The organism is Streptomyces sp. NBC_00224 (genome assembly GCF_041435195.1).
In the GTDB taxonomy this organism is placed as follows: Bacteria; Actinomycetota; Actinomycetes; order Streptomycetales; family Streptomycetaceae; genus Streptomyces.
This window is the reverse complement of record NZ_CP108106.1, coordinates 1,207,083-1,230,468: the sequence shown is the minus strand read 5'-3', so window position 1 is coordinate 1,230,468 and position 23,386 is coordinate 1,207,083. Positions and strand designations below refer to the sequence as shown.

At 70.0% G+C, this 23,386-nt stretch carries 22 protein-coding genes and 1 pseudogene; 14 read left to right on the top strand and 9 right to left on the bottom strand.

The annotated features are described in order from the left end of the window. Positions 1-191 precede the first annotated feature (191 nt). Together OG965_RS05355 and OG965_RS05350 are read right to left on the bottom strand one after the other, a co-directional pair. The gene (locus tag OG965_RS05355; RefSeq protein WP_371649637.1) at positions 192-1,931 is read right to left on the bottom strand and encodes a glycoside hydrolase family 6 protein; all 1,740 of its coding nucleotides are present in this window, start codon (positions 1,929-1,931) and stop codon (positions 192-194) included. Positions 1,932-2,000: 69 nt separating this feature from the next. Continuing rightward, complete coding sequence (locus tag OG965_RS05350) at positions 2,001-3,485, bottom strand: cellulose binding domain-containing protein (protein WP_371649635.1); 1,485 nt, start codon at positions 3,483-3,485, stop codon at positions 2,001-2,003. Between the two features lie 254 nt (positions 3,486-3,739). Here OG965_RS05350 and OG965_RS05345 point away from each other — a divergent pair, with 254 nt between their 5' ends. The 3 genes from OG965_RS05345 to OG965_RS05335 all read left to right on the top strand — a co-directional run bounded on the left by OG965_RS05345 (position 3,740) and on the right by OG965_RS05335 (position 9,205). Further along, on the top strand, positions 3,740-6,730 hold the full coding sequence (locus tag OG965_RS05345) for a carbohydrate binding domain-containing protein (RefSeq protein WP_371649633.1): 2,991 nt from the start codon (positions 3,740-3,742) through the stop codon (positions 6,728-6,730). Between the two features lie 352 nt (positions 6,731-7,082). Beyond that, positions 7,083-8,114, top strand: a complete 1,032-nt coding sequence (locus tag OG965_RS05340; protein WP_371649631.1) for a saccharopine dehydrogenase NADP-binding domain-containing protein — start codon at positions 7,083-7,085, stop codon at positions 8,112-8,114. Positions 8,115-8,209: 95 nt separating this feature from the next. Then, positions 8,210-9,205: an SMP-30/gluconolactonase/LRE family protein gene (locus tag OG965_RS05335; protein ID WP_371649629.1), complete on the top strand. Its 996-nt coding sequence runs from the start codon at positions 8,210-8,212 to the stop codon at positions 9,203-9,205. Here OG965_RS05335 and OG965_RS05330 read toward each other — a convergent pair. Beyond that, positions 9,145-9,285 (bottom strand): annotated as a pseudogene (locus OG965_RS05330) (helix-turn-helix domain-containing protein); the annotation flags it as partial. The gene OG965_RS05335 and the pseudogene OG965_RS05330 sit on opposite strands and share 61 nt — an antisense overlap. Positions 9,286-9,327: 42 nt before the next feature. Here OG965_RS05330 and OG965_RS05325 point away from each other — a divergent pair. Continuing rightward, positions 9,328-9,978, top strand: coding sequence for an HAD family hydrolase (locus OG965_RS05325; RefSeq protein WP_371649627.1), 651 nt, complete (start codon positions 9,328-9,330; stop codon positions 9,976-9,978). A gap of 45 nt (positions 9,979-10,023) precedes the next feature. On the opposite strand, the gene OG965_RS05320 is transcribed toward OG965_RS05325, so the two are convergent. Next, positions 10,024-10,680: a maleylpyruvate isomerase N-terminal domain-containing protein gene (locus tag OG965_RS05320; protein ID WP_371649625.1), complete on the bottom strand. Its 657-nt coding sequence runs from the start codon at positions 10,678-10,680 to the stop codon at positions 10,024-10,026. Between the two features lie 90 nt (positions 10,681-10,770). Here OG965_RS05320 and OG965_RS05315 point away from each other — a divergent pair, with 90 nt between their 5' ends. Next, entirely contained in the window at positions 10,771-11,349 is a 579-nt protein-coding gene (locus OG965_RS05315) for a hypothetical protein (protein WP_371649623.1), read from the top strand. Positions 11,350-11,379: 30 nt separating this feature from the next. Here the strand turns inward: OG965_RS05315 and OG965_RS05310 are convergent, their stop codons facing one another. Next, positions 11,380-11,760: a MarR family transcriptional regulator gene (locus tag OG965_RS05310; RefSeq protein ID WP_371649621.1), complete on the bottom strand. Its 381-nt coding sequence runs from the start codon at positions 11,758-11,760 to the stop codon at positions 11,380-11,382. Between the two features lie 145 nt (positions 11,761-11,905). Here OG965_RS05310 and OG965_RS05305 point away from each other — a divergent pair, with 145 nt between their 5' ends. After that, positions 11,906-12,286 (top strand): ANTAR domain-containing protein, encoded by a 381-nt coding sequence (locus OG965_RS05305; RefSeq protein WP_371649619.1) that lies wholly within the window; start codon positions 11,906-11,908, stop codon positions 12,284-12,286. A gap of 196 nt (positions 12,287-12,482) precedes the next feature. Here the strand turns inward: OG965_RS05305 and OG965_RS05300 are convergent, their stop codons facing one another. Together OG965_RS05300 and OG965_RS05295 are read right to left on the bottom strand one after the other, a co-directional pair. Continuing rightward, a complete protein-coding gene (locus OG965_RS05300; protein WP_371649617.1) occupies positions 12,483-12,983 on the bottom strand; it encodes a hypothetical protein in 501 nt (166 codons plus the stop codon). 162 nt (positions 12,984-13,145) lie between these two features. Beyond that, on the bottom strand, positions 13,146-13,730 hold the full coding sequence (locus OG965_RS05295) for a TetR/AcrR family transcriptional regulator (RefSeq protein ID WP_371649615.1): 585 nt from the start codon (positions 13,728-13,730) through the stop codon (positions 13,146-13,148). A gap of 149 nt (positions 13,731-13,879) precedes the next feature. Between OG965_RS05295 and OG965_RS05290 the strand changes: the two genes are divergently transcribed. The 4 genes from OG965_RS05290 (at position 13,880) to OG965_RS05275 (ending at position 17,291) form a co-directional block, all read left to right on the top strand. Continuing rightward, positions 13,880-14,728 carry a class I SAM-dependent methyltransferase gene (locus OG965_RS05290; protein WP_371649613.1) on the top strand — a complete coding sequence of 283 codons (849 nt, stop codon included), beginning with the start codon at positions 13,880-13,882 and terminating at the stop codon, positions 14,726-14,728. 142 nt (positions 14,729-14,870) lie between these two features. Then, positions 14,871-15,449, top strand: coding sequence for a TetR/AcrR family transcriptional regulator (locus tag OG965_RS05285; RefSeq protein ID WP_371649611.1), 579 nt, complete (start codon positions 14,871-14,873; stop codon positions 15,447-15,449). Positions 15,450-15,531: 82 nt separating this feature from the next. Beyond that, positions 15,532-16,314 (top strand): oxidoreductase, encoded by a 783-nt coding sequence (locus OG965_RS05280; protein ID WP_371649609.1) that lies wholly within the window; start codon positions 15,532-15,534, stop codon positions 16,312-16,314. 110 nt (positions 16,315-16,424) lie between these two features. Continuing rightward, on the top strand, positions 16,425-17,291 hold the full coding sequence (locus OG965_RS05275) for an SDR family NAD(P)-dependent oxidoreductase (RefSeq protein WP_371649607.1): 867 nt from the start codon (positions 16,425-16,427) through the stop codon (positions 17,289-17,291). A gap of 17 nt (positions 17,292-17,308) precedes the next feature. Here the strand turns inward: OG965_RS05275 and OG965_RS05270 are convergent, their stop codons facing one another. Then, positions 17,309-19,687: a polysaccharide lyase 8 family protein gene (locus OG965_RS05270; protein WP_371649605.1), complete on the bottom strand. Its 2,379-nt coding sequence runs from the start codon at positions 19,685-19,687 to the stop codon at positions 17,309-17,311. Between the two features lie 272 nt (positions 19,688-19,959). Here OG965_RS05270 and OG965_RS05265 point away from each other — a divergent pair, with 272 nt between their 5' ends. After that, positions 19,960-20,328, top strand: a complete 369-nt coding sequence (locus tag OG965_RS05265; RefSeq protein WP_371649604.1) for a VOC family protein — start codon at positions 19,960-19,962, stop codon at positions 20,326-20,328. Between the two features lie 18 nt (positions 20,329-20,346). Here OG965_RS05265 and OG965_RS05260 read toward each other — a convergent pair whose 3' ends face one another. Beyond that, entirely contained in the window at positions 20,347-21,327 is a 981-nt protein-coding gene (locus OG965_RS05260) for a LysR family transcriptional regulator (protein WP_371649602.1), read from the bottom strand. 145 nt (positions 21,328-21,472) lie between these two features. Here OG965_RS05260 and OG965_RS05255 point away from each other — a divergent pair, with 145 nt between their 5' ends. The 3 genes from OG965_RS05255 to OG965_RS05245 all read left to right on the top strand — a co-directional run bounded on the left by OG965_RS05255 (position 21,473) and on the right by OG965_RS05245 (position 23,360). Next, positions 21,473-21,994: a YncE family protein gene (locus tag OG965_RS05255; protein WP_371649600.1), complete on the top strand. Its 522-nt coding sequence runs from the start codon at positions 21,473-21,475 to the stop codon at positions 21,992-21,994. Between the two features lie 9 nt (positions 21,995-22,003). Beyond that, a complete protein-coding gene (locus tag OG965_RS05250; RefSeq protein ID WP_371649598.1) occupies positions 22,004-22,558 on the top strand; it encodes a YncE family protein in 555 nt (184 codons plus the stop codon). A gap of 154 nt (positions 22,559-22,712) precedes the next feature. Then, a complete protein-coding gene (locus OG965_RS05245; RefSeq protein WP_371649596.1) occupies positions 22,713-23,360 on the top strand; it encodes a carbonic anhydrase in 648 nt (215 codons plus the stop codon). The last annotated feature ends 26 nt before the right edge of the window (positions 23,361-23,386 follow it).

The window sequence follows — 23,386 nt, the reverse complement described above, 5'->3', positions numbered from 1 at the left end:
GATCAGCAATGCCCACCTGGACGCCGATTACGGACGGTCGCCGACGACTTCCCTCGAACGAGTGGCCTGGCGTGGTCGTTCCGTGCCCGTCGTCACGGAGTGTGTGCGCCGACAACCGGTGGTGGGCGGCGAGGAGTTGCCCTCCTCGCCGCCCACCACCCTCCCGCCCGGGGACTCGCGCCCCCGGAGACCTACAGCGCCGGGTACGCGTTCTTCATGAGCTCCTGGAACTGGGCGGAGAACCAGCGGCCGGAGAGCGGGGCGTTCGCCAGCGCGCCCGAGAGGCTGTTGCCGTTGCGGGGGTTGCCCGTGTACGTCGGGTCACACATCCGGTCGAAGCCCTTGCCCTCGTCGTTGGGGATCGCGGTGCTGGAGCCGTCGGACTCGCCCGGCGGCTTCATCCACACGTACGAGTCGATCCCGGCGGCCGGGGCGGCCTTCGGGCGCTCGCCCAGACCCGCGCCCGACTGGTTGCACCAGTTGCCGATGTGGATGCGGCGGTCGTAGCGGCCGCCTTCCACATAGGTGTCGACACTCGTCTTCGCGCCGGGGCCGGTGGGCCTGGCGGTGCCGCCCCAGCCGTTGCGCGAGGTGTCGATCAGCATGCCGATCCCGGAGTCGAAGCCGACCGAGACCAGCTTGGCGCGGAACGCCTGGGCGTAGGAGAGCTCGTCGACGTACCGGTTCCAGTCCACCCACTTGGACTGGCGGACCGAGACGCCGTTGACGGTGTCGTCGATGGTGAAGTTGTTCTCCTTCAGGGCGCTGTAGTTGGCCGTGTTGGTGATGAAGCCGTGCACGTCGGCGGGTGTGGCGCCCTCGGCCGTGGCCGCCAGCTTGAACTCGTCGGCGGTGGCCCCGAAGTTGTCGTCCCAGCCGATCCAGCCGTGGTGTCCGGCGTCGAGGTAGTTGTACACGTTGGGGATGGCGCCCAGCTTGTGCAGCGCGTATCCGACTCCCTTGACGTAGTTGCCGTTGGCCAGCATGGTGTCGCACTGCGGGGTCGCCGTGGCGCGGCTTCCGGTGTTGGTGACGAGGTTGGGCAGCGAGTCGATCTCGACGGCGGTGACGATCCGCAGACCGGCGTACTTGGCGTCGGAGAGGACCGCGGCGATCGGGTCGATGAACTGGGTCTTGTACTTGTCGATCTCGGTGGGGCCGAGTTCACCGTTGGACGCGAGCGCGGAGCAGTCGCGGCCCGGCAGGTCGTAGACGACCAGCTGGACCACCATCTCGCCGCTGCCCTTCTGTTTGAGGGCCTCGTCGAGGTGGGCGCGCAGACCCATGGTCCCGTTCGTCCCGGCGATGGCGGCGATCCGGTCGAGCCAGACCCCGGTGGGTTGGTTGGAGACCCGGGTGCCGCCGGGTTCGGCGGCCGCGTGCGCGGCCCATTCGGGGTTCACGTACACCTTGGCCCCGGCGTACGGGTTGTCCACGCGGTTGCCGGCCGGGGGAGTGGTGGGCGGGGTGGTCGGCGGGTCGGTGGGGGTGTCGCCGCCGTTGCAGGCCACGCCGTTGAGGGTGAACGACGTGGGGAGGGCGTTGGTGCCGCTGTAGGAGGCGTTGAAGCCGAAGCCGGCCGAGCCACCGGTCGCCAGCGTGCCGTTGTAGCTCTCGTTGGCGGCGGTCACCGCCGTTCCGGACTGGGACACCTTCGCGTTCCAGCCCTGGGTGACCTGCTGGTTCCCGGCGAAGCTCCACTTCACGTTCCAACTGCTCACGGCGGCGCCGTTGTTGGTGACGGTGACGGAGGTGGTGAAGCCGGTGGACCACTGGTTCTGGACCTGATAGGCGACGGTGCAGGCGGACGCCGCCGACGCGGTGCCCGCGGCACCGACGAGGCCGGCGGTGCCGGTCGCGGCTCCGGCGAGAACACCGGCGGCGAGCAGCGCCGTTCGCTTTCTGGAGGGTCGGACGGGTATGCGGCTCATGATGTGGGCCATGCCCTTTCGGTCGATGGAGCGAGTCGGACGATGGAGTGGATCAGTGGACGGCGCGGGTCAGTTGATGGAGCGCAGGTGATCGCGCAGGCCGCTGCCGTACGCGGTGGGGGTGCCGTCGTAACTCGTGATCAGGGAGGGGCCCGATGAGCAGTCCCAGGTGTTCCAGGTCCAGCCCAGATAGGAGATCCCCCGGTCGTCGAACCACTTCATGGCGCGGTCGACGAAGGAGTGCGCACAGGTGTTCTCGCCCAGCTCGCCCGCGACCAGCGGAACCCGGGCGGCGACGGGTGCGAGGGTGGAGTCCCAGCACGACTCGCTCGCACAGCTGTTGAAGTTGTAGCCGTGGTAGGCGGCGGCCAGGTTGCCCGTCGGGTCGGTGGGAGCGCGGGCCGACCACTGGCTGAGGTCGTTGGCGTAGGCGATGCCGCCCGCCAGTACGAGATTGCGGGCGCCCGCTCCCCGTACGGCGTCCAGGAGGTCCTGCATCCCGGCGACCTCGTAGCCGATGCCGGGGCAGCTTCCGCCGTCCCGCCAGCAGCTCCACGCCTGGTCGGAGGTGGAGGTGGCCCGGTCCGGATACGGCTCGTTGAACAGGTCGAAGACGACGGCCGGGTCGCTCTTGAAGGTGGTGGCGACCGAGGACCAGAACGCGGGTGCGTACTGGGCGTCGGGCATCGGTTTCTGACAGCTCGCGTGCAGGTCGGAGCAGCCGGCCGAGTTGCCGGTGTATTGCCCGTACGACCAGTGGAGTTCGACGATCGGGGTCATGCCGTGGGACTCGACGCGGTGGACGAGATCCTGGACGGCGGCGATGTAACGGGCGCCCGCGTACGCGGGGTTGATGTTGGCGAGGCCCAGCCAGCACTCCTCGTTGAGCGGGATGCGCACGGCGCCCACGTGCCAGGAGGCGATGGCGGCCACCGAGGCGTCGTCCACCGGGCCGTCGAAGATGCCGTGCGCCTGGACGCACATGAACTCGCCGCCGGACCGGTTGACGCCGAGCAGTCTGCGGGTGGCGCCGCCCGCGTCGACCAGCTTGTTCCCGGAGACGTGGAGCACGGGCGCGCCGGTGCCGGGGGTCGGTGAGGGGGAGGTGGGGGTCGGTGTCGGCGTGGGGTCGCCGCCGCCCGTGGTGGCGCACGGCTCGCCGTTGAGGGTGAACGCGCGGGGCGGCGTGTTGGCGCCGGTGAGGGAGGCGAGGAAGCCCACGGTGGTGCTCGCGCCGTGGGCGAGCGAACCGTTCCAGCTCTCGTTGGCGGCGGTGACGGTGCTGCCGGACTGGGACCACTTGGCGTTCCAGCCCTGGGTCACCTTCTGGTTGCCGGTGAACGCGAAGCCCAGGCTCCAACTGGACAGCGCGGACGCGTTGTTGGTGAGCGTGACGGACCCCTGGAAGCCGCCGCTCCACTCGTTCGTGACGGTGTACGTCACCGAGCAGGACGGCTCGGCTCCGGATGCCGTGACGCGAGGGACGACCACGGCGCTCGCGAGCACGAGCGCCGCCGCGGCGAAGGGTAAGGCCAAGTGCGGGGGGTGTCGCATGAGCGGATCCTTCACGGCCGGGACGCCGGCAGATGTCCGGCGTCCGACGGATGGAAGCGCTCCCACTGGTGGGGCATCACGGTAGGGGCTCGGTGGGTGCATGGCAAGGGAGTCGGACTCTTTACGTTGCGGTCATGTGCCGGTAGCTTCCCGACTGCAATAACTTGCTGGAAATTTCAGTCAGTTCTTGCGTGCACGCATGCCTCGCTGCCGCATCCCCCTTCGTCGCGGCAGCCCCCACACTGGAGCCGCGCATGAGACGCACACCCCCTCGTATGCGAAGCCCACGCGCACGGCGTCCTTTCGCGGCGTTCCTGACCGCGCTCGGGCTGCTGGGCGGCCTGGTCCTGGCGCCGCCGCGGGCCGACACCGGCCGCACCGAACCGGTCGCCGCCACCTCGAACAGTGCGACGGTCTTCTACTACACGAAGACCAGGAACTGGCCGACCACCTACCTCCACTACGCCCCGACCGGCGGCTCCTGGACGACGGTGCCCGGCGTGAGGATGGAGGCGGCCTGCACCGACTGGGTCAAGCAGACCGTCGACCTCGGCTCCGCCACCGGGTTGCAGGCCACCTTCAACAACAGCTCGGGAGTCTGGGACAACAACGGGGGCGCCAACTACGCCCTGGGGAGCGGCAGTATCGCCGTCAAGGACGGCACGGTCGCCCACAGCGACCCGTGTACGACCACGGACGGCGGCGGCAACGCGGCGACGGTGTACTACTACACCGGGACCGTGGGCTGGGCCACGTACAACCTGCACTACGCGCCCACCGGCGGCGCGTGGACCACCGTGCCCGGCGTGGGGATGCAGCCGGCCTGCACGGACTGGGTGAAGAGGACAGTCGACCTCGGGACCGCGACCACCTGGCAGGCCACTTTCAACAACGGCAACGGCGTCTGGGACAACAACAACGGCGCCAACTACCTGCTGAAGAGCGGCATTTCCACGGTCAGGAACAAGAGTGTCACCGCATCCGCCACCGATCCGTGCGCCGCCGCGGTGCCCGACACCGAGGCGCCGACCGCCCCCGCCGGGGTCAAGGCCGATGTGACCGACACCTCCGTCGTGCTGTCCTGGAACGCCTCCACTGACAACACCGGCGTCACCGGCTACCAGGTCACCCGCACCGGCGGCACTCAGTCCACCGTCGTCGCCGACACCACCTCCACGGTCCGCACCGACACCGGCCTCGACGCGCACACCGTGTACACCTACGTCGTACGCTCCCGCGACGCGGCCGGGAACGTCTCGGCGGCCGGTGCGGCCGTCACCGTCACCACTGGGGACGCGCCCGTCACCAAGGCGGGGCAGCCGCTCGGCGGGGACCCGCGCAAGGACTCCATCTACTTCGTCCTCACCGCCCGCTTCTACGACGGCGACAGCGCCAACGACCGGGGCGGGAGCCAGCACGTGAAGTCCGGCAACGCCGCCAACAACGACCCCATGTTCCGGGGCGACTTCAAGGGGCTCGTCGAGAAGCTCGACTATGTGAAGGGCCTCGGCTTCTCGGCGATCTGGATCACCCCGGTGGTCCTCAACCGCTCCGACTACGACTACCACGGCTACCACGGATACGACTTCTACAAGGTCGACCCACGCCTGGAGTCCTCGGGCGCCTCCTACCAGGACCTCATCAACGCGGCCCACGCCAAGGGCATGAAGATCTACCAGGACGTCGTCTACAACCACAGCTCCCGCTGGGGCGCCAAAGGCCTGTTCACGCCCACTGTTTACGGCGTCCGCGACTCCCAGTGGAGCTGGTACTACGACCAGAAGCAGGACGGCTTCGAGTACGACGGCCTCACCGTCGAGCCCGTCTCCGGAAAGTCGTACTACAACGGCGACCTGTGGTCGACGGCCGAGCCGAGCGGCAACACCTGCGTGAACTGGGGCAAGCCCACCGGCGGAAAGAGCGCCGAGGGCTACACCGTGTACAACTGCCAGTGGCCGAGCCCGACATCCGGGATGTTCCCCAAGGCGTACTACCACCAGTGCTGGATAGGGAACTGGGAGGGCGAGGACTCGCGCTCCTGCTGGCTGCACGAGGACCTGGCCGACTTCAACACCGAGTCGACGCCCGTGCAGAACTATCTCATCGGCGCGTACAACAAGTACATCGACATGGGAGTCGACGGATTCCGTATCGACACCGCCGTCCACATTTCGCGCAGCACCTGGAACCGCCGTTTCCTGCCCGCCATTTACGGCGAGGTGACGGCCAAGTTCGGCGCGGCCAAAGCCAGGGACTTCTTCGTCTTCGGCGAGGTGGCCGCGTTCGTCAACGACAAGTGGAACCGGGGATCGGTCAACCACTCCGCTCAGTTCTACACCTGGAAGGAGCGCAAGGAATACAGTGCGGACGACGCCACGGCCGCCATCGAGCAGTACGACTACGAGGAGCAGCTCGGCACCGGGAACCAGCCGACCTCCAACAACGCTTTCCTGAACGGGAATGCGTACCACGCCCCGGACCGCAGTCGGTTCTCCGGGATGAACATCATCGACATGCGTATGCACATGAACTTCGGTGACGCCTCCAACGCCTACAACAACGGCCGGGACTCCGACGACTCCACCAATGACGCGACGTACAACGTGGTCTATGTCGACAGTCACGACTACGGGCCCAACAAGTCCAGCACCCGCTATGCGGGCGGCACCGACGCCTGGGCCGAGAACATGGCGCTGATGTGGACCTTCCGCGGCATTCCGACGCTCTACTACGGCTCGGAGACGGAATTCCAGGCGGGCAAGCAGATCGACTGCGGGCCGACCTGTCCGCTGGCCACCACCGGCCGGGCCTATTACGGCGCCAACCTGGAAGGCAGCGTCACCGCCTCCGGTTTCGGCACCGTCGACAGTGCCTCGGGTGCCGTCGCCACGACGCTCGCCCAGCCCCTGGTCAAGCACGTCCAGCGGCTCAACCAGATCCGCCGCGCCGTCCCGGCGCTGCAGATGGGCCAGTACTCGACGGAGGGCATCTCCGGCGACATGGCCTTCAAGCGCCGCTACACCGACACCGCGAGCGGCGTCGACAGCTTCGCGCTGGTCGCGGTGACCAACGCGGCGACGTACAAGGGCATCCCCAACGGCACGTACGCCGACGCCGTCACCGGAGACGTGAGGGTCGTCAGCGACGGCACCCTGAGCGTCGCCGCCCCCGGCAAGGGCAACCTGCGGGTGTACGTCCTGAACGGCCCGGGCCGGATCGGGTCCGCCGGACCGTACCTGAAGTAGTCGGCAGGACCCCCGGGCGGCTCGGCGCGCTCGGGGGTCCTGAGACCTCCAACTGCCCTAGAACAGCGAACGAGTTGGCCTTCGAGGAGGTCGATTGACTTCGACTCCTCAAACATCTTGACCCCGGGCCCGTCCAACTCCATGCTGGGAGCGCTCCCACTGGTTCAAGACTTGTGCATTGCCCCCCCATACCCTCCGAGTTCGTCACGGAGGATCGTGCATGCCGCCAGGAAGAGGAAGGAGGAGCCCCCGGCGTCCGAAAGTGTTCGCATGATGTCGTTCCGGACCATCGCGGTCAGGTTCCCTCCGCAGGCAGAATGGGCGCATCAGCACATCGAGATGCGGGGGAACCATGAGTGCAGCAGGTGCGGTCGTCGTCTACGGCGCGACCGGTCACACAGGTCGTTTCGTCGTCGCCGAACTGCGTAGGCGCGGCGTCGCGACGATCGTCTCCGGCCGCAACGCCGCCCAGTTGGAGGCGCTGGCCGCGGAGTGGGGAGACGTGGAGGTAAGACCGGCCACCGTGGACGACGCGGGCTCGCTGGACCGGGCCCTCGCCGGCGCGGCGGCGGTCATCAACTCCGCCGGACCGTTCGCGCTGACCGGTGGCCCCGTTGCCGAGGCGGCCCTGCGCGCGGGGATCCCGTACCTCGACGTCGCGGCGGAGATCGAGGCGAACGTGTCGATGTTCGCCGACCACGCGGAGGCGGCCCGCAAGGCCGAGGTCCCCGTGGTTCCGGCGATGGCGTTCTACGGGGGTCTGGGCGACCTGCTGGTGACCGCGGCGATGGGGGAGTGGACCGCCGCGGACGAGGTGCACGTCGCGTACGGGCTGAGCAGCTGGCACCCCACGGCGGGTACCCGGGCGGCGGGCGAGGTGTCCCACGAGCGTCGTGGCGGCCGTCGGGTGCGGTTCGCTGACGGCGCCCTGCGCTACCACGACGACCAGCCGTGGGAGCAGGACTGGCTCTTTCCGGAGCCGCTGGGTCGGCGAGCGGTGATCGCCGAGTTCACCATGGCCGATGTCGTGACCGTTCCCAGCCATGTGGACGTGCGTGAAGTGCGCACCTACATGGCCGTGGAAGCGGCGCGAGACCTGGCCGAGGAGACCACGCCGGAGCCGCAGTCGGTCGACGCCCTGGGGCGGTCGGACCAGACGTTCGTCGTCGACGTCGTGGTCCGCGCGGGCGGCGTCGAGCGCCGCGCCACCGCCCGTGGCCAGGACATCTACGCGGTCACCGCGCCCCTGGTGGTGGAAGCCGTCCAGCGCATCCTGGCCGGGCACTCGCGCACGACGGGCGTGGCCTCGGCCGGAGCGATGTTCGACGCGGCGGACTTCCTGCGGGCGCTGGCCCCGTACGTGTCGGTCGAGCTTCCGAGCTGACCGGCACCGCCAGGCAGGTTACCGGGGGGTAGCGCGAGAAGATCCTTGGGTCGATACTTCGGCGGGCAGGGCGACTTGACCATGGAGGGGTATCGATGAAGAGGAACACGAAGCTGAGCAGGATGCTCAGCGCCGCCTTACGGGCGCCGCGCCGCGCCCTCGCGCCCGCGGTCGTACTGGCCGCGGCCGCAGGGGTGTTGGCCCCGGCCTCCGCCCACGCGGCACCGGCGTGCGCAGCGACGCGATCGGCGGCGCCGGTCCAGGTGGCGCACATACCCGACTGGGTCGAGTCGATCGCCGTCGACAAGCGGGGCCGGATGTTCGCCACCGCGTACTTCACGGGCCGGGTCTACCGTATCGACGCGCCGGGAAGCACCCCCGTGCCCCTCACCGGGAGCATCGGCGCCAACGGCGGGATCGTCGTCCGCGAGGACGGCCGCCTCCTCGTCGGCACCGGGAACGACGCCCTCCACTCGCTCACCGGAGACGCCCTTCCACTGTCGAAGCTGCTGCTGGTGGATCCGGAATCCGGCCAGGTCAGTACGTACGCCTCGGGCCTCGGTGGCATCGACGGCGTCGCCCTGGCGCCCGACGGCACCGTGTACACCACGACGGTGGGCGGCCGCAGCATCGGCCGCGTCACGCCGGACGGCCGCGTCGACCCGGCCTGGGCCCAGGTGCGGCAGCCCAACGGGATCGCGGTATCCCCCGACGGAACGCAGATCTACGTCATCCAGACCACCGTCGCGCCCGGCCTCTACCGGATCCCGGTCGACGACCCGGCGCACCCCCGGCGCTGGATCTCCGCGCCACCGTCCGACGCCCTCGCCCTCCCCGACGGCCTGACCCTCGACGGTCAGGGACGCCCGCTGATCGCCACCCACACGGCAGGGCAGATCTGGCGGGTCGAGGGAGACAGCCTCTGCACCGTGGAGTCGGGCATGTACCTCTCCACCCAGATCACCTACGGACACGGCGACCGCGGATTCTCGGCGGGCAAGCTCTACCGGTCGGGCGTCAACGGCAAGATCTACGAAGTTCCCGCCGGCGCCGAGCCGGACCGGCCGGTCGGGGCCTCCGCGATGCGGTAAACCACCCCCGGCGTCGTCGTGATGACCGGCGGACCGCCCAGCTTGCGGCGCAACCGGCCGACGGTGACGGTCACCTTGTTGGGGTGCCCCGACCGATTGGTGATCGGCTCTATGCTGCGACGATGATCAAGCCGATTGAACTCGTGATATTCGACTGCGACGGTGTGCTGGTCGACAGTGAACGCATCGCCGTACGTGTGCAGGTCGCCCTGGGCGCGGAGCTGGGGTGGCCGCTCACCGAGGATGAGGTGATCGACCGTTTCATCGGGCGCTCCAGCGCCTCGATAGGCGAGCAGATCGCCACCCGGCTTGGCGACGAGGCGGCTGTCGTCTGGTGGGAGCGGTTCGAGCGGCTCCACCGTGAGGCGGTGGATGCGGGGCTGCTGCCCGTCGACGGGCTGCCGGAGGCACTCGACACGATCACCCTGCCGACGTGCGTCGCCTCCAGTGGCTCCCACGGCAAGATGCGCCACACCCTGGGGCGCACCGGCCTGTACGAACGCTTCGAGGGCCGTATCTACAGCGCCACCGAAGTCGCCCGCGGCAAGCCGGCCCCGGACCTGTTCCTGCACGCCGCCCGGCAGATGGGTGTCGACCCGGCAGCGTGTGTGGTGGTCGAGGACAGCCGTCCCGGTGTCGAGGCCGCCCGCGCCGCCGGCATGCGCGCCTTCGGTTACGCCGGGGGCCTGACTCCCGCCGAGCGGCTCGAAGGCCCGGACACCGTCGTCTTCCACGACATGCGCAAACTGCCCCTCCTCCTCGCCGAACAGTGACGGTCTCCGGTCCGGGGCGAGCTCAACACGCCGTCTGACGCCTCGTCAGCCCAGGACGAACGGCAGTCTCGCGGCCAGCTCGCCGAGTTCGGCCTTCTCCGCCTCCGTCGGTGCCCGGCGGCCGGTGCCGATCAGGAGTGCGTCCTTGTCCGTGAACGACGCGGGGAATGCGGCGCCGGCGATCTCCTCCAGCGTCGCGCGGGAGTGTGCCAGGCCCTGGGCGGGCGGTTCCGCGGCGTCCGGGAGGTGCGCGATCAGGTCGAGGTGGTGCAGCGTCCACTCCAGGACGTACGCGGAGAGGTAGTCGCCCACGGTGAGCACCATGTCTTGGGTGCCCACCCGGGCGCCGGGGTCCGCGAGTTCGGCCGCGCGTCCGGCGGCGGAGCCGACGTCGTCGAGGTGGAACTTGAGCAGGTGCGGTTCCTCGTACGCGGCGGCCAGCCGCACGGTCAGCGCGTCGAGCGGGTCCTCGCCGGTCGGCGGTTGGTCCTCGACGTTCCAGTAGGTCACCGCGTTGACGGTCGGTTCCGTATCGGCGGGGGTGACGAGGGTGATCAGGACGTCCTGGGCGTCGATGACCAGGTGGCACACCAGGTCCCGCACGAGCCATCCGGTGCAGCCGGACGGCCGTTCGAAGTCCTTGTCCGGCAGTTCGGCGACCGCTGTACGCAATGCCGTCCATGAGCGTGAGAAGAGATCCACCTGAGCAAGGTAGTGCGGCGCCGGAACGGCGAACAAGCCCATTTGGACGGTGCGGTGACCCGCTTCGAGCGAGCGGAGGAGAATCGCGTCATGAGGATGATCGGGATGGCGCGGAGACGGGCCGGAGTGCTGCCGGTGGCGGTGGTGGCCGTGCTGGTGGCGGGGTGCGGTACGGAGCGGGCGGGGGACAGCGCCGGTGCGGACCGGCCCTCGCGGACCCCGGTGGCGACGCCGAGCAAGCCGGTGGACTTCCCGTGCCCGGGCGAGAGCCCCACGTCGGCGCCACCGCCGACCCCGGCCACCACGGGCCCGGCCGTGCCGCCCACCGACCACTACGCCGAGAACCACGGGTTCATGGTTCCCTTCCCGCTGCACGGCAAGCGGCGCTGCGAGGGACTCGCGGCCGTCGGACGGGTCGAGAAGGCGCTCGAACCGCTGCGCAGGCGCGGTGACTTCGCCCCCGAGAGCACCAGCAGCGCGCTCACCGGCCTCGGCTACTCGGCCGGTCAGGTGCGGTCGTATCAGAACGGCTCCACCGGCGTCGGCTTCCTCATCGACGCGTTCCCGTTGTGCGTGGAAGGCACGATGAACCGCGACTCCACCGAGGCGGACGCCTTCGGCGGCTACCCCGACCACACCGGCTGCGATCGTCCCAGCGGGGGCCACTGACCCGCGCCGGCGCGCTTGCGAGGCCGCTTTTCAGCCGACCCCGTCGCCTTCGTCACCCTCGTCGGAACGCATACGCACGCTGCTGTAGAGCAGTTCGGCGCGGCGGGCCTCGTCCTGGGCGAGCAGACCGAGGAGAGAGGCGACCGTAAGGCCCGCCTCGGCCTCGGCCGGGTGGCGCAGGACCTTGCCAGGGTCGATACGGTACGTGTTGCCGCGCCCCGCACGGGTGTGGGAGAGGAATCCGGCCTGTTCCAGATCGGAAATGATCTTCTGGACGGCGCGTTCCGTGAGTCTGCAGTGCGCGGCGATGTCGCGGATCCGCGCGTTCTGGTTCTCGGCGATCACGGCGAGCACACGCGCGTGGTTGGTGATGAACGTCCATCCTGTGTGCGGTTCCGGCACTCCAACCATGGCCAGATCGTACGCCCCGAGCTTCGTGTATAGGAACAGGCGAATCTGACTTCATGTATCTCTTGACGCGTCTCCCGTTCGCGGGCGACTCTGGGCGCGGAGGATGGACCCAGAGCATCCATCCAGAGCACATCGGGAGATGGCCATGGCGCAGCCGTCATACTCCGCGGAGCCCGTCAACACGGGCCCAGAGGCGGATCCGGGACTTGAACTGGGGCAACTGCGGCGGGCGATGGAGAGTCGGGGGACCATCGACCTGGCCCGCGGCATTCTCATGGCCGCCTTCGCCATCAGCCCGGAGGACGCCTGGAGTGCGCTGGTCATGACCTCCCAGAACACCAACACCAAACTGAACCGCCTGGCCCGGCAAGTGGTCGACTCGGCCGGAGGCGACCCCTTGCCGAAGGGGATTCAGAAGCAGTTGTCGGTAGCCATCGCCAAGCTCGCCACGGCAGGCGGTGCGCCAGCAGCGGCGCCGAGCCAGGACACGGCGGACGTCGGAGGCGACGGCAGCGCTCATCGATGACCGGGATCTCGATGGCCGCGAACTGGTACGGGACTTGAGGTTTTCTTCGCCGCGTGTGAGGTAGTTCGGTAGGGCGTTTACTTCGCACGAAGGACGTAGGCGCCGGACGGGTTGGGACCATCAGCCTCCGGCGCCGCCTCCGGCGCAGCCGCTGTGGTCCGTGAGCGGCGGTACGGGTGGCGGCTGGGGCGAGCGGTCATTCACGGGTCGGCAGTTCCTCACCGCAGCGAGCGCAGTAGCGTGCGTCCGCTTCCGCCGCCATCCGCCCGCAGGCCGGGCAGACGCGGTCCAGCGAGCAGGGCGCCTCCCCGCCTTCGTCGCGGTCGGCGGTACGGAAGCCGATCCGCAGCCCGGGGCGTCGCTGGTGGACGGAGAGGTACGCGAGGCCGTTCGGCCCGGCGAGGAGTCCTCGGCGTGCCGCTCTCGGCAGCCATGCCACGGACCCCGGCTCCAGGGTCTGCCGCTCCACCCCGTTGTCGAGGTGGCCGTCCCCTTCGACGACGAACAACAGCACGTCCAGTTCGGATTCGACGTGCTCGGCCACGGCCGCGTCCGGAGACAGCCGCACCAGGTTGGCGTCGAGCTGTCGCCCCTGTTCCGCCAGCCGCCACAGCGCGCCCCCTTGCCCCTCGTCGGCCGAGGCGACGATCTCATGGAGGGCAACCAGTACTCGGGACGTCTCGACTGGGGCGTGCAACGGTGTCTCCTGACGGCGCTGGCGGACGCTGACGGGTCTGAACGAGGCACCGTACCGGATCAGGACGGCCGTTGGGCCCCGGACTCCGCATGGCGGAGGTGGAGGTTCCGTTACCCGCCCGAGCACCTTGTAGCCGCCCGGCCCATCTGCCGTGAGCCCGCCCTACCCTCCCACCAGACCCACCACGAGACGCTTCATCTGCTCCCGTGGGTCGGGGGTGCCCGGCCAACTGGTCAGCAGGAGGTGGTGGGCGGCGCCCACCACGGCCAGGGCCGTGCCGTCCGGGTCGACGGTGTGCGCCACGCGGCCGAGCCGGCCCTCGGCGACCAGGTACTCCGCGATGGCCTGCTGGATCGCGGCGAAGCCGGGCGCCCCCGCCTCCAGTGCCTCTCGGATGCGCAGGGCGGCCGTCGGGCGCGTCATGGCCAGGCCCGCGACGGCCGGGCCGCCCGAGTCGAGCAGCCCGAGGGCGACGGCCTGTAGGTTCCCCGCCACCGAGCCGTGCCCGACGAGCCCCGAGAGCGCTTCGGCCTTCGTGGCCGTGCGGGCGAACCGGTCGAGGCAGAGCTCCGCGACGAACTCGTCGAGGCCCGTGAAGTGCGTGTGCAGCAGGCCCTTGGCGCAGCCCGCCTCGGTGGTGACGGCGCGGCTGGTGAGCGCGCCGGGCCCGCCGCTTTCGAGGACTCGCTCGGCGGCCGCGAACAGCCGCTCCCGTACGTCTGGCGTCGCCACTCCGCGCGGTGACATGGGCGTTCTCCCGTACTGATGCCGTCTGCTGCCGTGGTTACCGGGTGTGTTCCCCGCCCTGCGGATCCTAGCGGGGGTTGTCAGTATGGGCGAGCGCCCATACTGTTTGGGCGTTCGCCCATTCTTCATTCGCTCCACAGGAGGCACCCGTGCTCGACGTCGTCAACACCGAACAGGCGCAGGCCTGGAACGGGCCCGAGGGCGCCCACTGGGCCCGCAACCAGGACCGCTGGAACGCCGTGAACGAAGGCTTCAACGAGCCGCTGCTCGACGCCGCCGCTCTCACCGAGGAGTGCAGGGTCCTCGACATCGGCTGCGGCTCCGGCCAGACCACGCGGCTCGCCGCGCTCAGGGCGCCGCGAGGGCGCGCGCTCGGCCTCGACCTCTCCGGCCCGATGCTGGCCGAGGCGCGCGCCCGGGCGGAGCGCGACGGTCTGTCCCACCTCGCTTACGAGCAGGGCGATGCCCAGGTCCACCCCTTCGAGCCGGCCGCCTACGACGCGGCGCTCAGCCGCTACGGGGTGATGTTCTTCGCCGACCCCGTCGCCGCCTTCGGCAACATCGGGCGGGCGCTGCGGCCGGGCGGGCGGCTGGCGTTCGTCTGTCCGGCGGCTGCCACGGGCAACGGCTGGGTCGAGGCGCTCTCGGCCCTGAACGGCCTGCTGCCGCTCGGTGATCTGACCCGGCCGGGGCTGCCCGGCATGTTCTCGCTGGCCGACCCGGCCCGTATCCGCGAAGTCCTCACGGCGGCCGGGTTCACCGCCGTCACCGTCACTGAGGCCCAGGTGTACGGGACTTGGGGGAGCGGAGCGAGGGACGCGGCGGACTTCCTGCTGGGCACCGGACCCGGCAGCCACCTGATGGCGCAGGTGGACGAGGCGACCCGGGCCCTTGCTCGCCGGACCCTGGAGGAGTGGCTGCGCGCCCACGAGACGCCCGACGGCACGGCCCGGCTGCGCAGCACATCATGGCTGGTCACGGCGGACCGTCCGGCCTGAACGGCGCGTCGTTGCGGTCCTGGAGTGCGCGGGGAGGCCCGGCACGCCATCCACCGGCGTGCGGCCGGCCGAGCGCCGGGGGCTCGTAGCGGGTGAGCCTCCTATTTGACCTCAAGGTCAAAAACGGTGCTACGGTAAGTCCATGGGCAGGCCGAAGCAGTTCGATCCGGACGTGGCGGTGGAGCGCGCGATGAGCGTGTTCTGGCGCAAGGGGTACGCGGCGACGACGCCGCAGGACCTCGTGGACGAGCTCGGCATCGGCAAGGGCAGCCTGTACAACACCTTCGGCAGCAAGCACGCGTTGTTCGAGAAGGCGCTCGCCCGCTACCGCGACTCGCAGGCCGAGTGGCTGGCGGAACTCCTCGACCACCCCGGCACGGCGAAGGACCGGCTGCGGGGCGCGCTCGAAGCGCTGGTCGAGCTCGACCTGGGCGATCCGGACCGGCGCGGCTGCATGGCGGTCAACGCCGCTGCCGAGTCGGCCCCTTCGGATGCCGAGACGGCCGACACCGTACGCAAGATGTTCGCGCGTACGGAGAGCGCCTTCCGCGCGACCGTCGAGGAAGGCCAGCGGGCCGGTGAGATCGACAGCGGCCGCGACGCGGCGACACTGGCCGCCTGGCTGCTCGCGACGGTGATCGGCATGCGTGTACTGGCGAAGACCGCCGAGGATGCCACGCAGTTGCGGCGGGTCGTGGATGCGGTGATGGGGTCGTTGTAGTTCGGCGGCGTCGGCTGTGGGCCTGCTTTTTTATGCACTAATTCTGTACCTATAGTTCAAAAAACATTTCAAGGAGTCTGTCATGGAGCTCAACCTCGCCGGGAAGACGGCAGTCGTCACAGGGGCAAGCCGAGGCGTCGGCCTCGCGATCACGCGGCAGCTCATCGCAGAAGGCGTCCGGGTCGTCGGCGCGGCCCGCACGATCACCGCCGAACTGAAGGAGGTCGGCGCCCACCCGGTCGCGGTCGACCTGAGTACGCCCGAAGGTGCCCAGGAGTTGGGGGCGCAGGCGCTCGCGGCACTCGGCGGGGTGGACATCCTGGTCAACAACCTCGGCGGCGGAGACACCTTCACTCTGGACGGGTTCCTCGCGACCGACGACGCCCTGTGGGCGCAGGGCTTCGAGGTCAACCTCTTCGGGACGGTCCGGGTCACCCGCCGACTGCTGCCGAGCATCCTGGAGCGGCGCGGTTCGGTGGTGAACATATCGTCGATGTCCGCCCGTCTGCCGGGCACGGGCCCGATCGAGTACGGCGCCGCGAAGGCGGGCCTCAACGCGTTCGGCAAGGCGCTGTCCGAGGAGTTCGGGCCGCGGGGCGTACGCGTGAACACCGTCTCTCCCGGCCCGACGCGTACGGGCATGTGGGAGGACGACGACAGCTTCGGCGCCCGCCTCGCCGAGGCGAACGGCGTCGGCCACCGCGACTTCGTGTCCGCCGTGCCCGCGGCGATGGGTATGACCACCGGCCGCATGGTCGAGCCCGACGAGGTCGCGGCCGTCGTCGCGTTCCTTGCCTCCGACCGCGCGGCCAGCATCACGGGCGCCGACTACGTCGTTGAGGGCGGCGGCATCAAGACGGTGTGAGGCGTGCGAAGGAAACGAGACGGTCCGTCTTGACTGGGGGCATCGGGCGGAGGCATAGTTGCCGCATCAAGCGAGACGTTGCGTCTCGCCTCATGTGAGGAGCAACGCATATGCGCACGTCAGCCGGTAGGACAGACCGCGTGTGGTTCATCACGGGCGCCAGCCGCGGCCTCGGTCGTGCCTTCGCCGAGGCGGCACTGGCCGCGGGCGACCGGGTCGCGGCCGCGGCACGCAGTACCGGGCCGCTGGAGGAACTGGCGGCCGCCCACCCCGGGCGGGTCCTGCCCCTCACGGTGGATGTCACCGATCGGGACGCGGCGTTCACCGCCGTCGCCGAGGCGGTCGCGCACTTCGGGCGGCTCGACATCGTCGTCAACAACGCGGGGATGCTGTCGATGGGCATGATCGAGGAGTTCACCGAAGCCGAGGCCCGTGCCCAGATGGACATCAACTTCTTCGGCGCGATGTGGGTGAGCCAGGCGGTGATGCCCACACTGCGCGAGCAGGGTTCCGGGCACATCGTCCAGATCTCCAGCATCGGCGCGTTGGCCGGCTTCCCCAGCACGGGGATCTACGGCGCCAGCAAGTTCGCCCTGGAAGGCATGAGCGAAGCGCTGGCCATGGAGGCGGCCGGTTTCGGGGTGAAGGTGAGCATCGTCCAGCCCGGCGGTTACTGGACCGACCTCTACAGCGCGATGCACAGCACAACCACCGTTGAGGCGTATGCCCCGCTGCGGGCGGAGCTGGAGAAGCAGTTCGCCGAGGGCTCCATCGACAGCGACCCGAAACTCGCCGCCGAGGCACTGCTCAAGCTCGTCGACAGCGACGAGCCGCCGCTGCGGCTGCTGCTGGGCAGCATGGTCTACGACCTCGCCTTCGACATCTCCCGCCAGCGCATGGACACCTGGGCCACGTGGGAATACGTCAGCCGTGCCGCCGAACACGCCATACCCGCGGCAGCTGTCGAAGGTCGGTGACCTCGTGGCCAAGAGGACTATTTGGCGACGGTGAAGGAGTGCGTCGCGCCGAACGACCCCGCGACCTTGATGTCCACCACCAACTCGGGGTGGGTGGCCACCACGGTGACGGTGGGATCCGTGCGTACGACACGGTGGCCGGCCGCATCGACGGTGACGCGCACGGTGTCCTGGGTCTGGGTCGGGTCCGCGAGGGCGCAGGTCCAGCCCTTGCGGGTGCGGCCCCACAGCGCGGTGGCGGGCCCGGACACCCGCACCCGGTTGACAGTGCCCGCGGTGAAGAACGACGCCGCGGTCAGCTGTCCGTCCAGGCGGATCGCCTGCACCTGGGCCGAGTTGGACAGCACCTTCCAACGGCCGACGGCCCGGCGCGTCTGGGCGGGTGAGGCGCCCGGCAGCACGGCGTAGGCGTAGCCCGCTCCGGTGGGGCGGACCCCGTGGTCGAGCACGATCTTCTGGTAGCGGCGGGTGTACGGGTCGGAGGTGCCGTGGGTGTTGGCACCGGTGTCGATGCCCAGCCAGGTGCCGGTGCGGTCCTCGCGCAGCAGCGTGAGCGGTCTCTTGTCGTGGCCGTCGAGGAGCACATAGCCGGCCGTCCCCTCCAGGTGCAGCCAGCGCGCGTGGGGCACGACGGTGGGGTGACCGAGCGGTGAGGTGTCACGGCGGCCGTCGATGAGCAGGGCGGCGGTGCCGTTCTCGCCGAGGTTGCGGTTCTCGATCGCCGTACGGACCGGGGCGCCGGAGGAGTCGGTGATGGCCGCGCCCAGGCAGATGACCGCGTCGGGGGCGAAGAACCACGACTTCTTGGCGGAGAGGATGCCGTCCTGCGACACGAAGTCAAGCGCCTGGAGGCCGTGTTGGTCGTCGAAGCGTGCGCCTCCCGCGAACGAACGGGTGGTGCGCGGCGGGTCGGCCAACAGCGGCGGCGGGGCGGCGTCCTTCACGGTGGCGCCGGGCAGGAGCGTGGCGTCGACGGTGGGCCAGTAGGCGTCGCTGTAGTGGCCCTGCTGCTGGGGCAGGAAGGTGTAGAGCACGCCGTCGCCGGTGTACCAGCCGTGCAGATTCATGCCGTTGATGGACTCGTAGCGGCAGATGCGCGTCGACCCCGTGCCGAGCGACGCCGACCAGCGGTCCGTGACGTGCACCATCCGGTCCATCTGCGGGAACGTCCGGTGCGTTGCCGCGCCGGTCAGGTCCCCGCGTACGGTGGGCAGTTGCTCGGCGAACTCGACCTCGGGCACTCCGACGGGCTGGAGACCGCCCGCGAACCGGCCCACGTGCGAGACGTCGAGGTACGGGGCCCAGGTGCCCTCGGCGATCCAGCGCGCCGCGAGTCGCGACAGCCGGGTCCGGGTCGGCCCGGTGGCGGTCCTCGCCAGCAGCACCACCGCGGCGATGAACTGGTGACCCGCGTCGTGCCCGGTCTCGCCCTGGCGGGACAGCATCCGGCCGCGCACCGTCTCCATCACCGACCCGGCGAACAGGAACGGCGCGTGCACATCGATGACGACCTGCTCGAACTTCTCCCGCACGGCGGGCGCGAGCTGGGTCGCGGTGTCATGGGTGACATACGTCAGTGCGGCGACCGCACTGAGCAGGACCAGCCCGTAGTGGCCGGGGTAGGGCACCACGTCGTGCTGGATGAACGAGCCGTCGGGGTGGTAGCCGTCGCCCTGGGTGGTGCGTCTGGTCAGGTCCGCCGCGCCGCCGCCCGCCGTGTCGGTGACGGCGGCGATCCCGGCGGCGACCCGGGCGGGGTCGTCGGCGAGCGCGCCCGACACCACGGTGATGAGCGCCTTGTCCGCGCGGTTGGCGCCCGTCTCCACCACAGTGGGGGTGGAGGTGCGGCGGTTGGGATCGGCGACGAAGCGCAGGACCGGGCGCAGGACACGCTCCCGATCGGCGGCGGGCAGCCGGTCGCCGAGCGCCACGACGGTCTGGAGCAGCCAGTACGGCACACCTATCTCGTACGAGTACCAGTTGCCGATCTCGGCGGTGTTCTCGTTGTACTGGGTGCGGTAGAGGGTGTTGAGCGCGGTGACGATGCGTTCGGGCATCTCCGGCCGGGCCGAGAGCGCGGATCCGGGGGTGGCCCAGTCCACGGCGATGGTCCGCAGCCGGTAGTACATCGAGGGGAAGTAGGTACTGCCGGGGCCGACCGGCAGATCCGGCCAGAGCTGGTCGGCGGCGACGTTCATGGCCGCGTCGTGGCCGAGCGCGACCTGGTCCAGGGCTGCCACTGCCCGGTTTCTCTTGGGGGAGCTCCGGTTGCTGCCGATCTGGAGCTCTCGGTAGGCCGCCACGATCTGCGCGTGATCCGCCGTGCCGGCCCCGGCTTCGGCCCCCGGCGCTGCCGCAGCGGGCGCGGCCGGCTGGAGCGGAACAGCTGCTGCCACGGCGGCGGTTGCCCCGCATCGCAATACGTCTCGGCGATCAAGCGACATCGCTTGTCCTCACGTCGGAACCGTCATCGAATGCACCCCGGCTGGAGGTCACGTACATGAACATTGGCCAGATACGGGGACTGTCGAGCTGGGGCAAAGTAGCTCCGGCGTGAAGTTCCCGTCAATGCTTCACGCAGGCGCGGCCGCCATTTGTCACCCGGACACACACGGACGCGGGGATGGGATGATCGCTGCCAAAGTCCGCCGATCGGCCCGGAGTCGCCATGCCCCTGCAGATGAAGTTGACCGCGATAACGCTGGACTGCCCGGATCCGCCGGCTCTGGCGGCGTTCTACCAGCAGGCCACCGGCCTCGAACCGCACCCGAAGTCGGACGCCGAGTTCGCCGGTCTCAACAGTGCGGACGGGCTGTTCATCGGCTTCCAGCGGGTCGACGACTACCAGGCCCCGGGCTGGCCCGACCAGACCGTGCCCCAGCAGATGCACATCGACTTCGAGGTCGACGATCTCGACGAGGCCGAGGCCCGGCTGCTTGAGCTGGGCGCGGGCAAGCCGGAGCATCAGCCGGGCGGAGAGAGATGGCGGGTCTTCACCGATCCGGCCGGGCATCCCTTCTGCTTGGTGATCGCCTGATCGGCGACGGTGTCCGCGTCACCGGGGAGCGGGGTGGGACGGGCGCTCGTCGTCCCCCGGGGCGGACTTCGTTCCGTACTCCGTGCCGGACTTCGCGCTGGACTTCGTACCTGACGGCGCCAGCACCGCAGCCGCCAAGTGGTCGCGGAACCAGCGGTGCCCCGGGTCGGTCGAGTTGCGGGGGTGCCAGGCCATTCCCAGCTCCAGGGGTGCCAGGTCGAGGGGGACGGGGAAGGTGCGCAGCCCCAGCGCGGAGATGGTGTCGGGGAGCCAGCCGGCCAGGGTGAGCGCGACGAAGTCGGTGGTCCGGGCGAGCATCATCGCGCTCGTATGGCTGGGTACGACGACCGCGATCCGGCGCCGCAGCCCGCGTTCCGCGAGTGCGCTGTCGATGGGTCCGAGGCGTTTGCCGAGCCGGGAGATGCCGATGTGGTCGGCCGCCGCGAAACGGCGGGCGGTGATCCGCCCGTCGAAGAGGGAGTGACCGCTGCGAGCGATGCCCACCAGCGTCATCTCGGTGAGGTGTTGGGTGCGGATCTCCGGATCCAGGTTTCCGAGGACGCCCAGTTCCACGTCCACCAACCCCTGCCGCAGGGCCGGTCCGCCCTCGAACGCCTCCGGCAGGAAGACCACGTCCACGTGTGGCGCCTCCGCGTGGATCCGGTCGGACAAGGTCCCGGCCAGCCCCGTCAGGAGCAGGTCGGTGGCCTGCACGGTGAACGTGCGCTGGAGGTGCACGGCGTCGAAACCGGCGCCGGGCCGCAGGACGTTGTCGCAGCCGCGCAGCAACGCGCTGACCTCGTCCCGGAGTTCCAGGGCGCGTGGGGTCGGAACCATCCCCTGCCCCGCGCGGACCAGGAGCGGGTCACCGACGGCACGCCGCAGCCGGGCCAGCGTACGGCTGGCGGCCGCGGGTGACGTGCCGAGTCGCTCCGCGGCGCGGGTCACGCTGTTCTCCTGGAGCAGAGCATCCAGAGCTCGCAGCAGATTGAGATCCAATGATGCTCCTGAGCTGCATACTTACGCCTGAGGCAATGATTGGGTGCTCATTCTTGCATTGTTGTGGGGCCCTGCCGAGGCGAGAGTGGGAGACGTCCGCGAAACGCGTCGCGTGACATCCCTTCGCCCTTCCAAGGAGCCCTCTGTGCCTTCCGTGCCCTCCGATGTGCCCTCCATGCACCGGTCCCCCCGCGCCGGTCGAGACGGCGACGTACTGGCAGTGGTCAGTCAGAGCGGGCCGACCATCTCGTTCTTCGACGCCGCTTCCGACCGGCACATCGATACGATCGACATCCTCGCCGAGCCCCACGAGGTGTGCTTCGACCCGACGCAGCGCCTGCTGTGGTGCACCACCTCGTACCGCTCGGGCTACTACCACGCGAACGGCGGCCGACGCACCGAGCTGACCGTCATCGACCCCGACACACGCCGCATCGTCGAGGTCGTCGACCTCGCCCCCGAACACGGGCCGCACGGGCTGGCGTTGGACACGGCACGCCGTCGTCTCTACGTCAGCGTCGAGGGTTCGGCGGACCGGCCCGGCGGTGTCGTGGTGATCGACACGGAGACCCGCCGGCCCCTGGGCAGGATCGACACGGACGCGCCCGGCCCGCACTGGTTCGCCATCGACCCTTCGGGCAGGACGGGTTACGCCACCAACAAGTAAGCGCCGTTCGTGTCGATGGTCGACCTCGAACGGGGCGTCCTCACCGCGAAGATCGAGGTACCGGGCAGTGAAGGACTCGCCGTTTCGGCCGATGGCGCGTACGCGTACGTCGCCTCGCCGTACGCCGGTTCCTTCCTCGCCGCCGCTGAGAACCGGCCGGACACGGGAATCAAGGTCATCGACGCCCGGACGGCGTCCGTCGTCGACACACTGCCCACGGACGGCGTCGTCCTGCCGGTGCACCTCACCTCGACGGGCATGCTGCTCGTGGGCGAACTGCGCATGGAACCCGACCCGGTGTCCCAGCTCGGCCGTCAGGCGCCGGGCCGCCTCACGGTGTTCTCGGCCGACACCCGCAAGCGGCTGGGCGAGCTCGAAGTGGGGCTCTTCCCGCTGACCATCACGTCGTCGCCCGACGGCCGGATCGCGTACGTGTCCTGCGTCGTCTCGTCCACCGTTCACATCGTCGACCTGGAGACGCTGCGGGAGCTGAGCCGGTTGGACATAGCCAAGGCGGGCGAGCCCGGCGCCCATGGTCTGGCCTACATCCCGGGTGCGGCCTGAGACCGTGACGACCGACCCCATCGGCGCGCTGAACACCTGTGAGGTCATGTTGCCCTGATGGCGGCCCGTTGCGGCCGGCGCGTCAACTTGCGCGTGCACAGTGCGGCTTCCGGACCGTGCATGCGCTGCCGCCCGCCTCGTAGAGTCCGGCGACATGACATCCGCTCCCGTCTCTCCCGCCGCCGCTCTCGACGCCCTGCTCGCCGGAAACCGGCGCTTCGTGGCCGGGGCCCCGCGGCATCCGAACCAGGACGCCGCTCGGCGTGCCGAGCTGGCTCCGGCGCAGAAGCCCTTCGCGGTGCTGCTGGGATGTTCCGATTCAAGGCTGGCCGCCGAGATCATCTTCGACCAGGGTCTCGGCGACCTGTTCGTGGTCCGCACCGCCGGGCACGTCCTGGGGCCGGAAGTCCTGGGCAGCATCGAGTACGGCACGAGCGTGCTGGACTGCCGCCTCGTCGTGGTCCTCGGGCACGACTCCTGCGGTGCCGTCGCCGCCGCCCGCGCCGCGGTCGAGGACGGGCTGCCCGCCGCAGGGTACGTCCGGGACGTCGTCGAGCGTGTCACCCCGAGCGTGCTGGCCGCCCGCGCCGCCGGTCTCACCTCGGACAGCGACCTCATCGACTCGCACCTACTGCACACCGTGGACCTGCTCCTGGACCGCTCCCGCGTTCTCGCCGACCAGGTCGCCGCCGCCCACACCGGCGTCGTCGCCCTGGCGTACCAACTCGCCGAAGGCAACGCCCGCCTCGTCACCGCTCACGGAATCCCGACCGCGTCAGCGTCCACCGGACGCACGCGCTGAGCACCCGCCCGGCCGGATCACGCCCG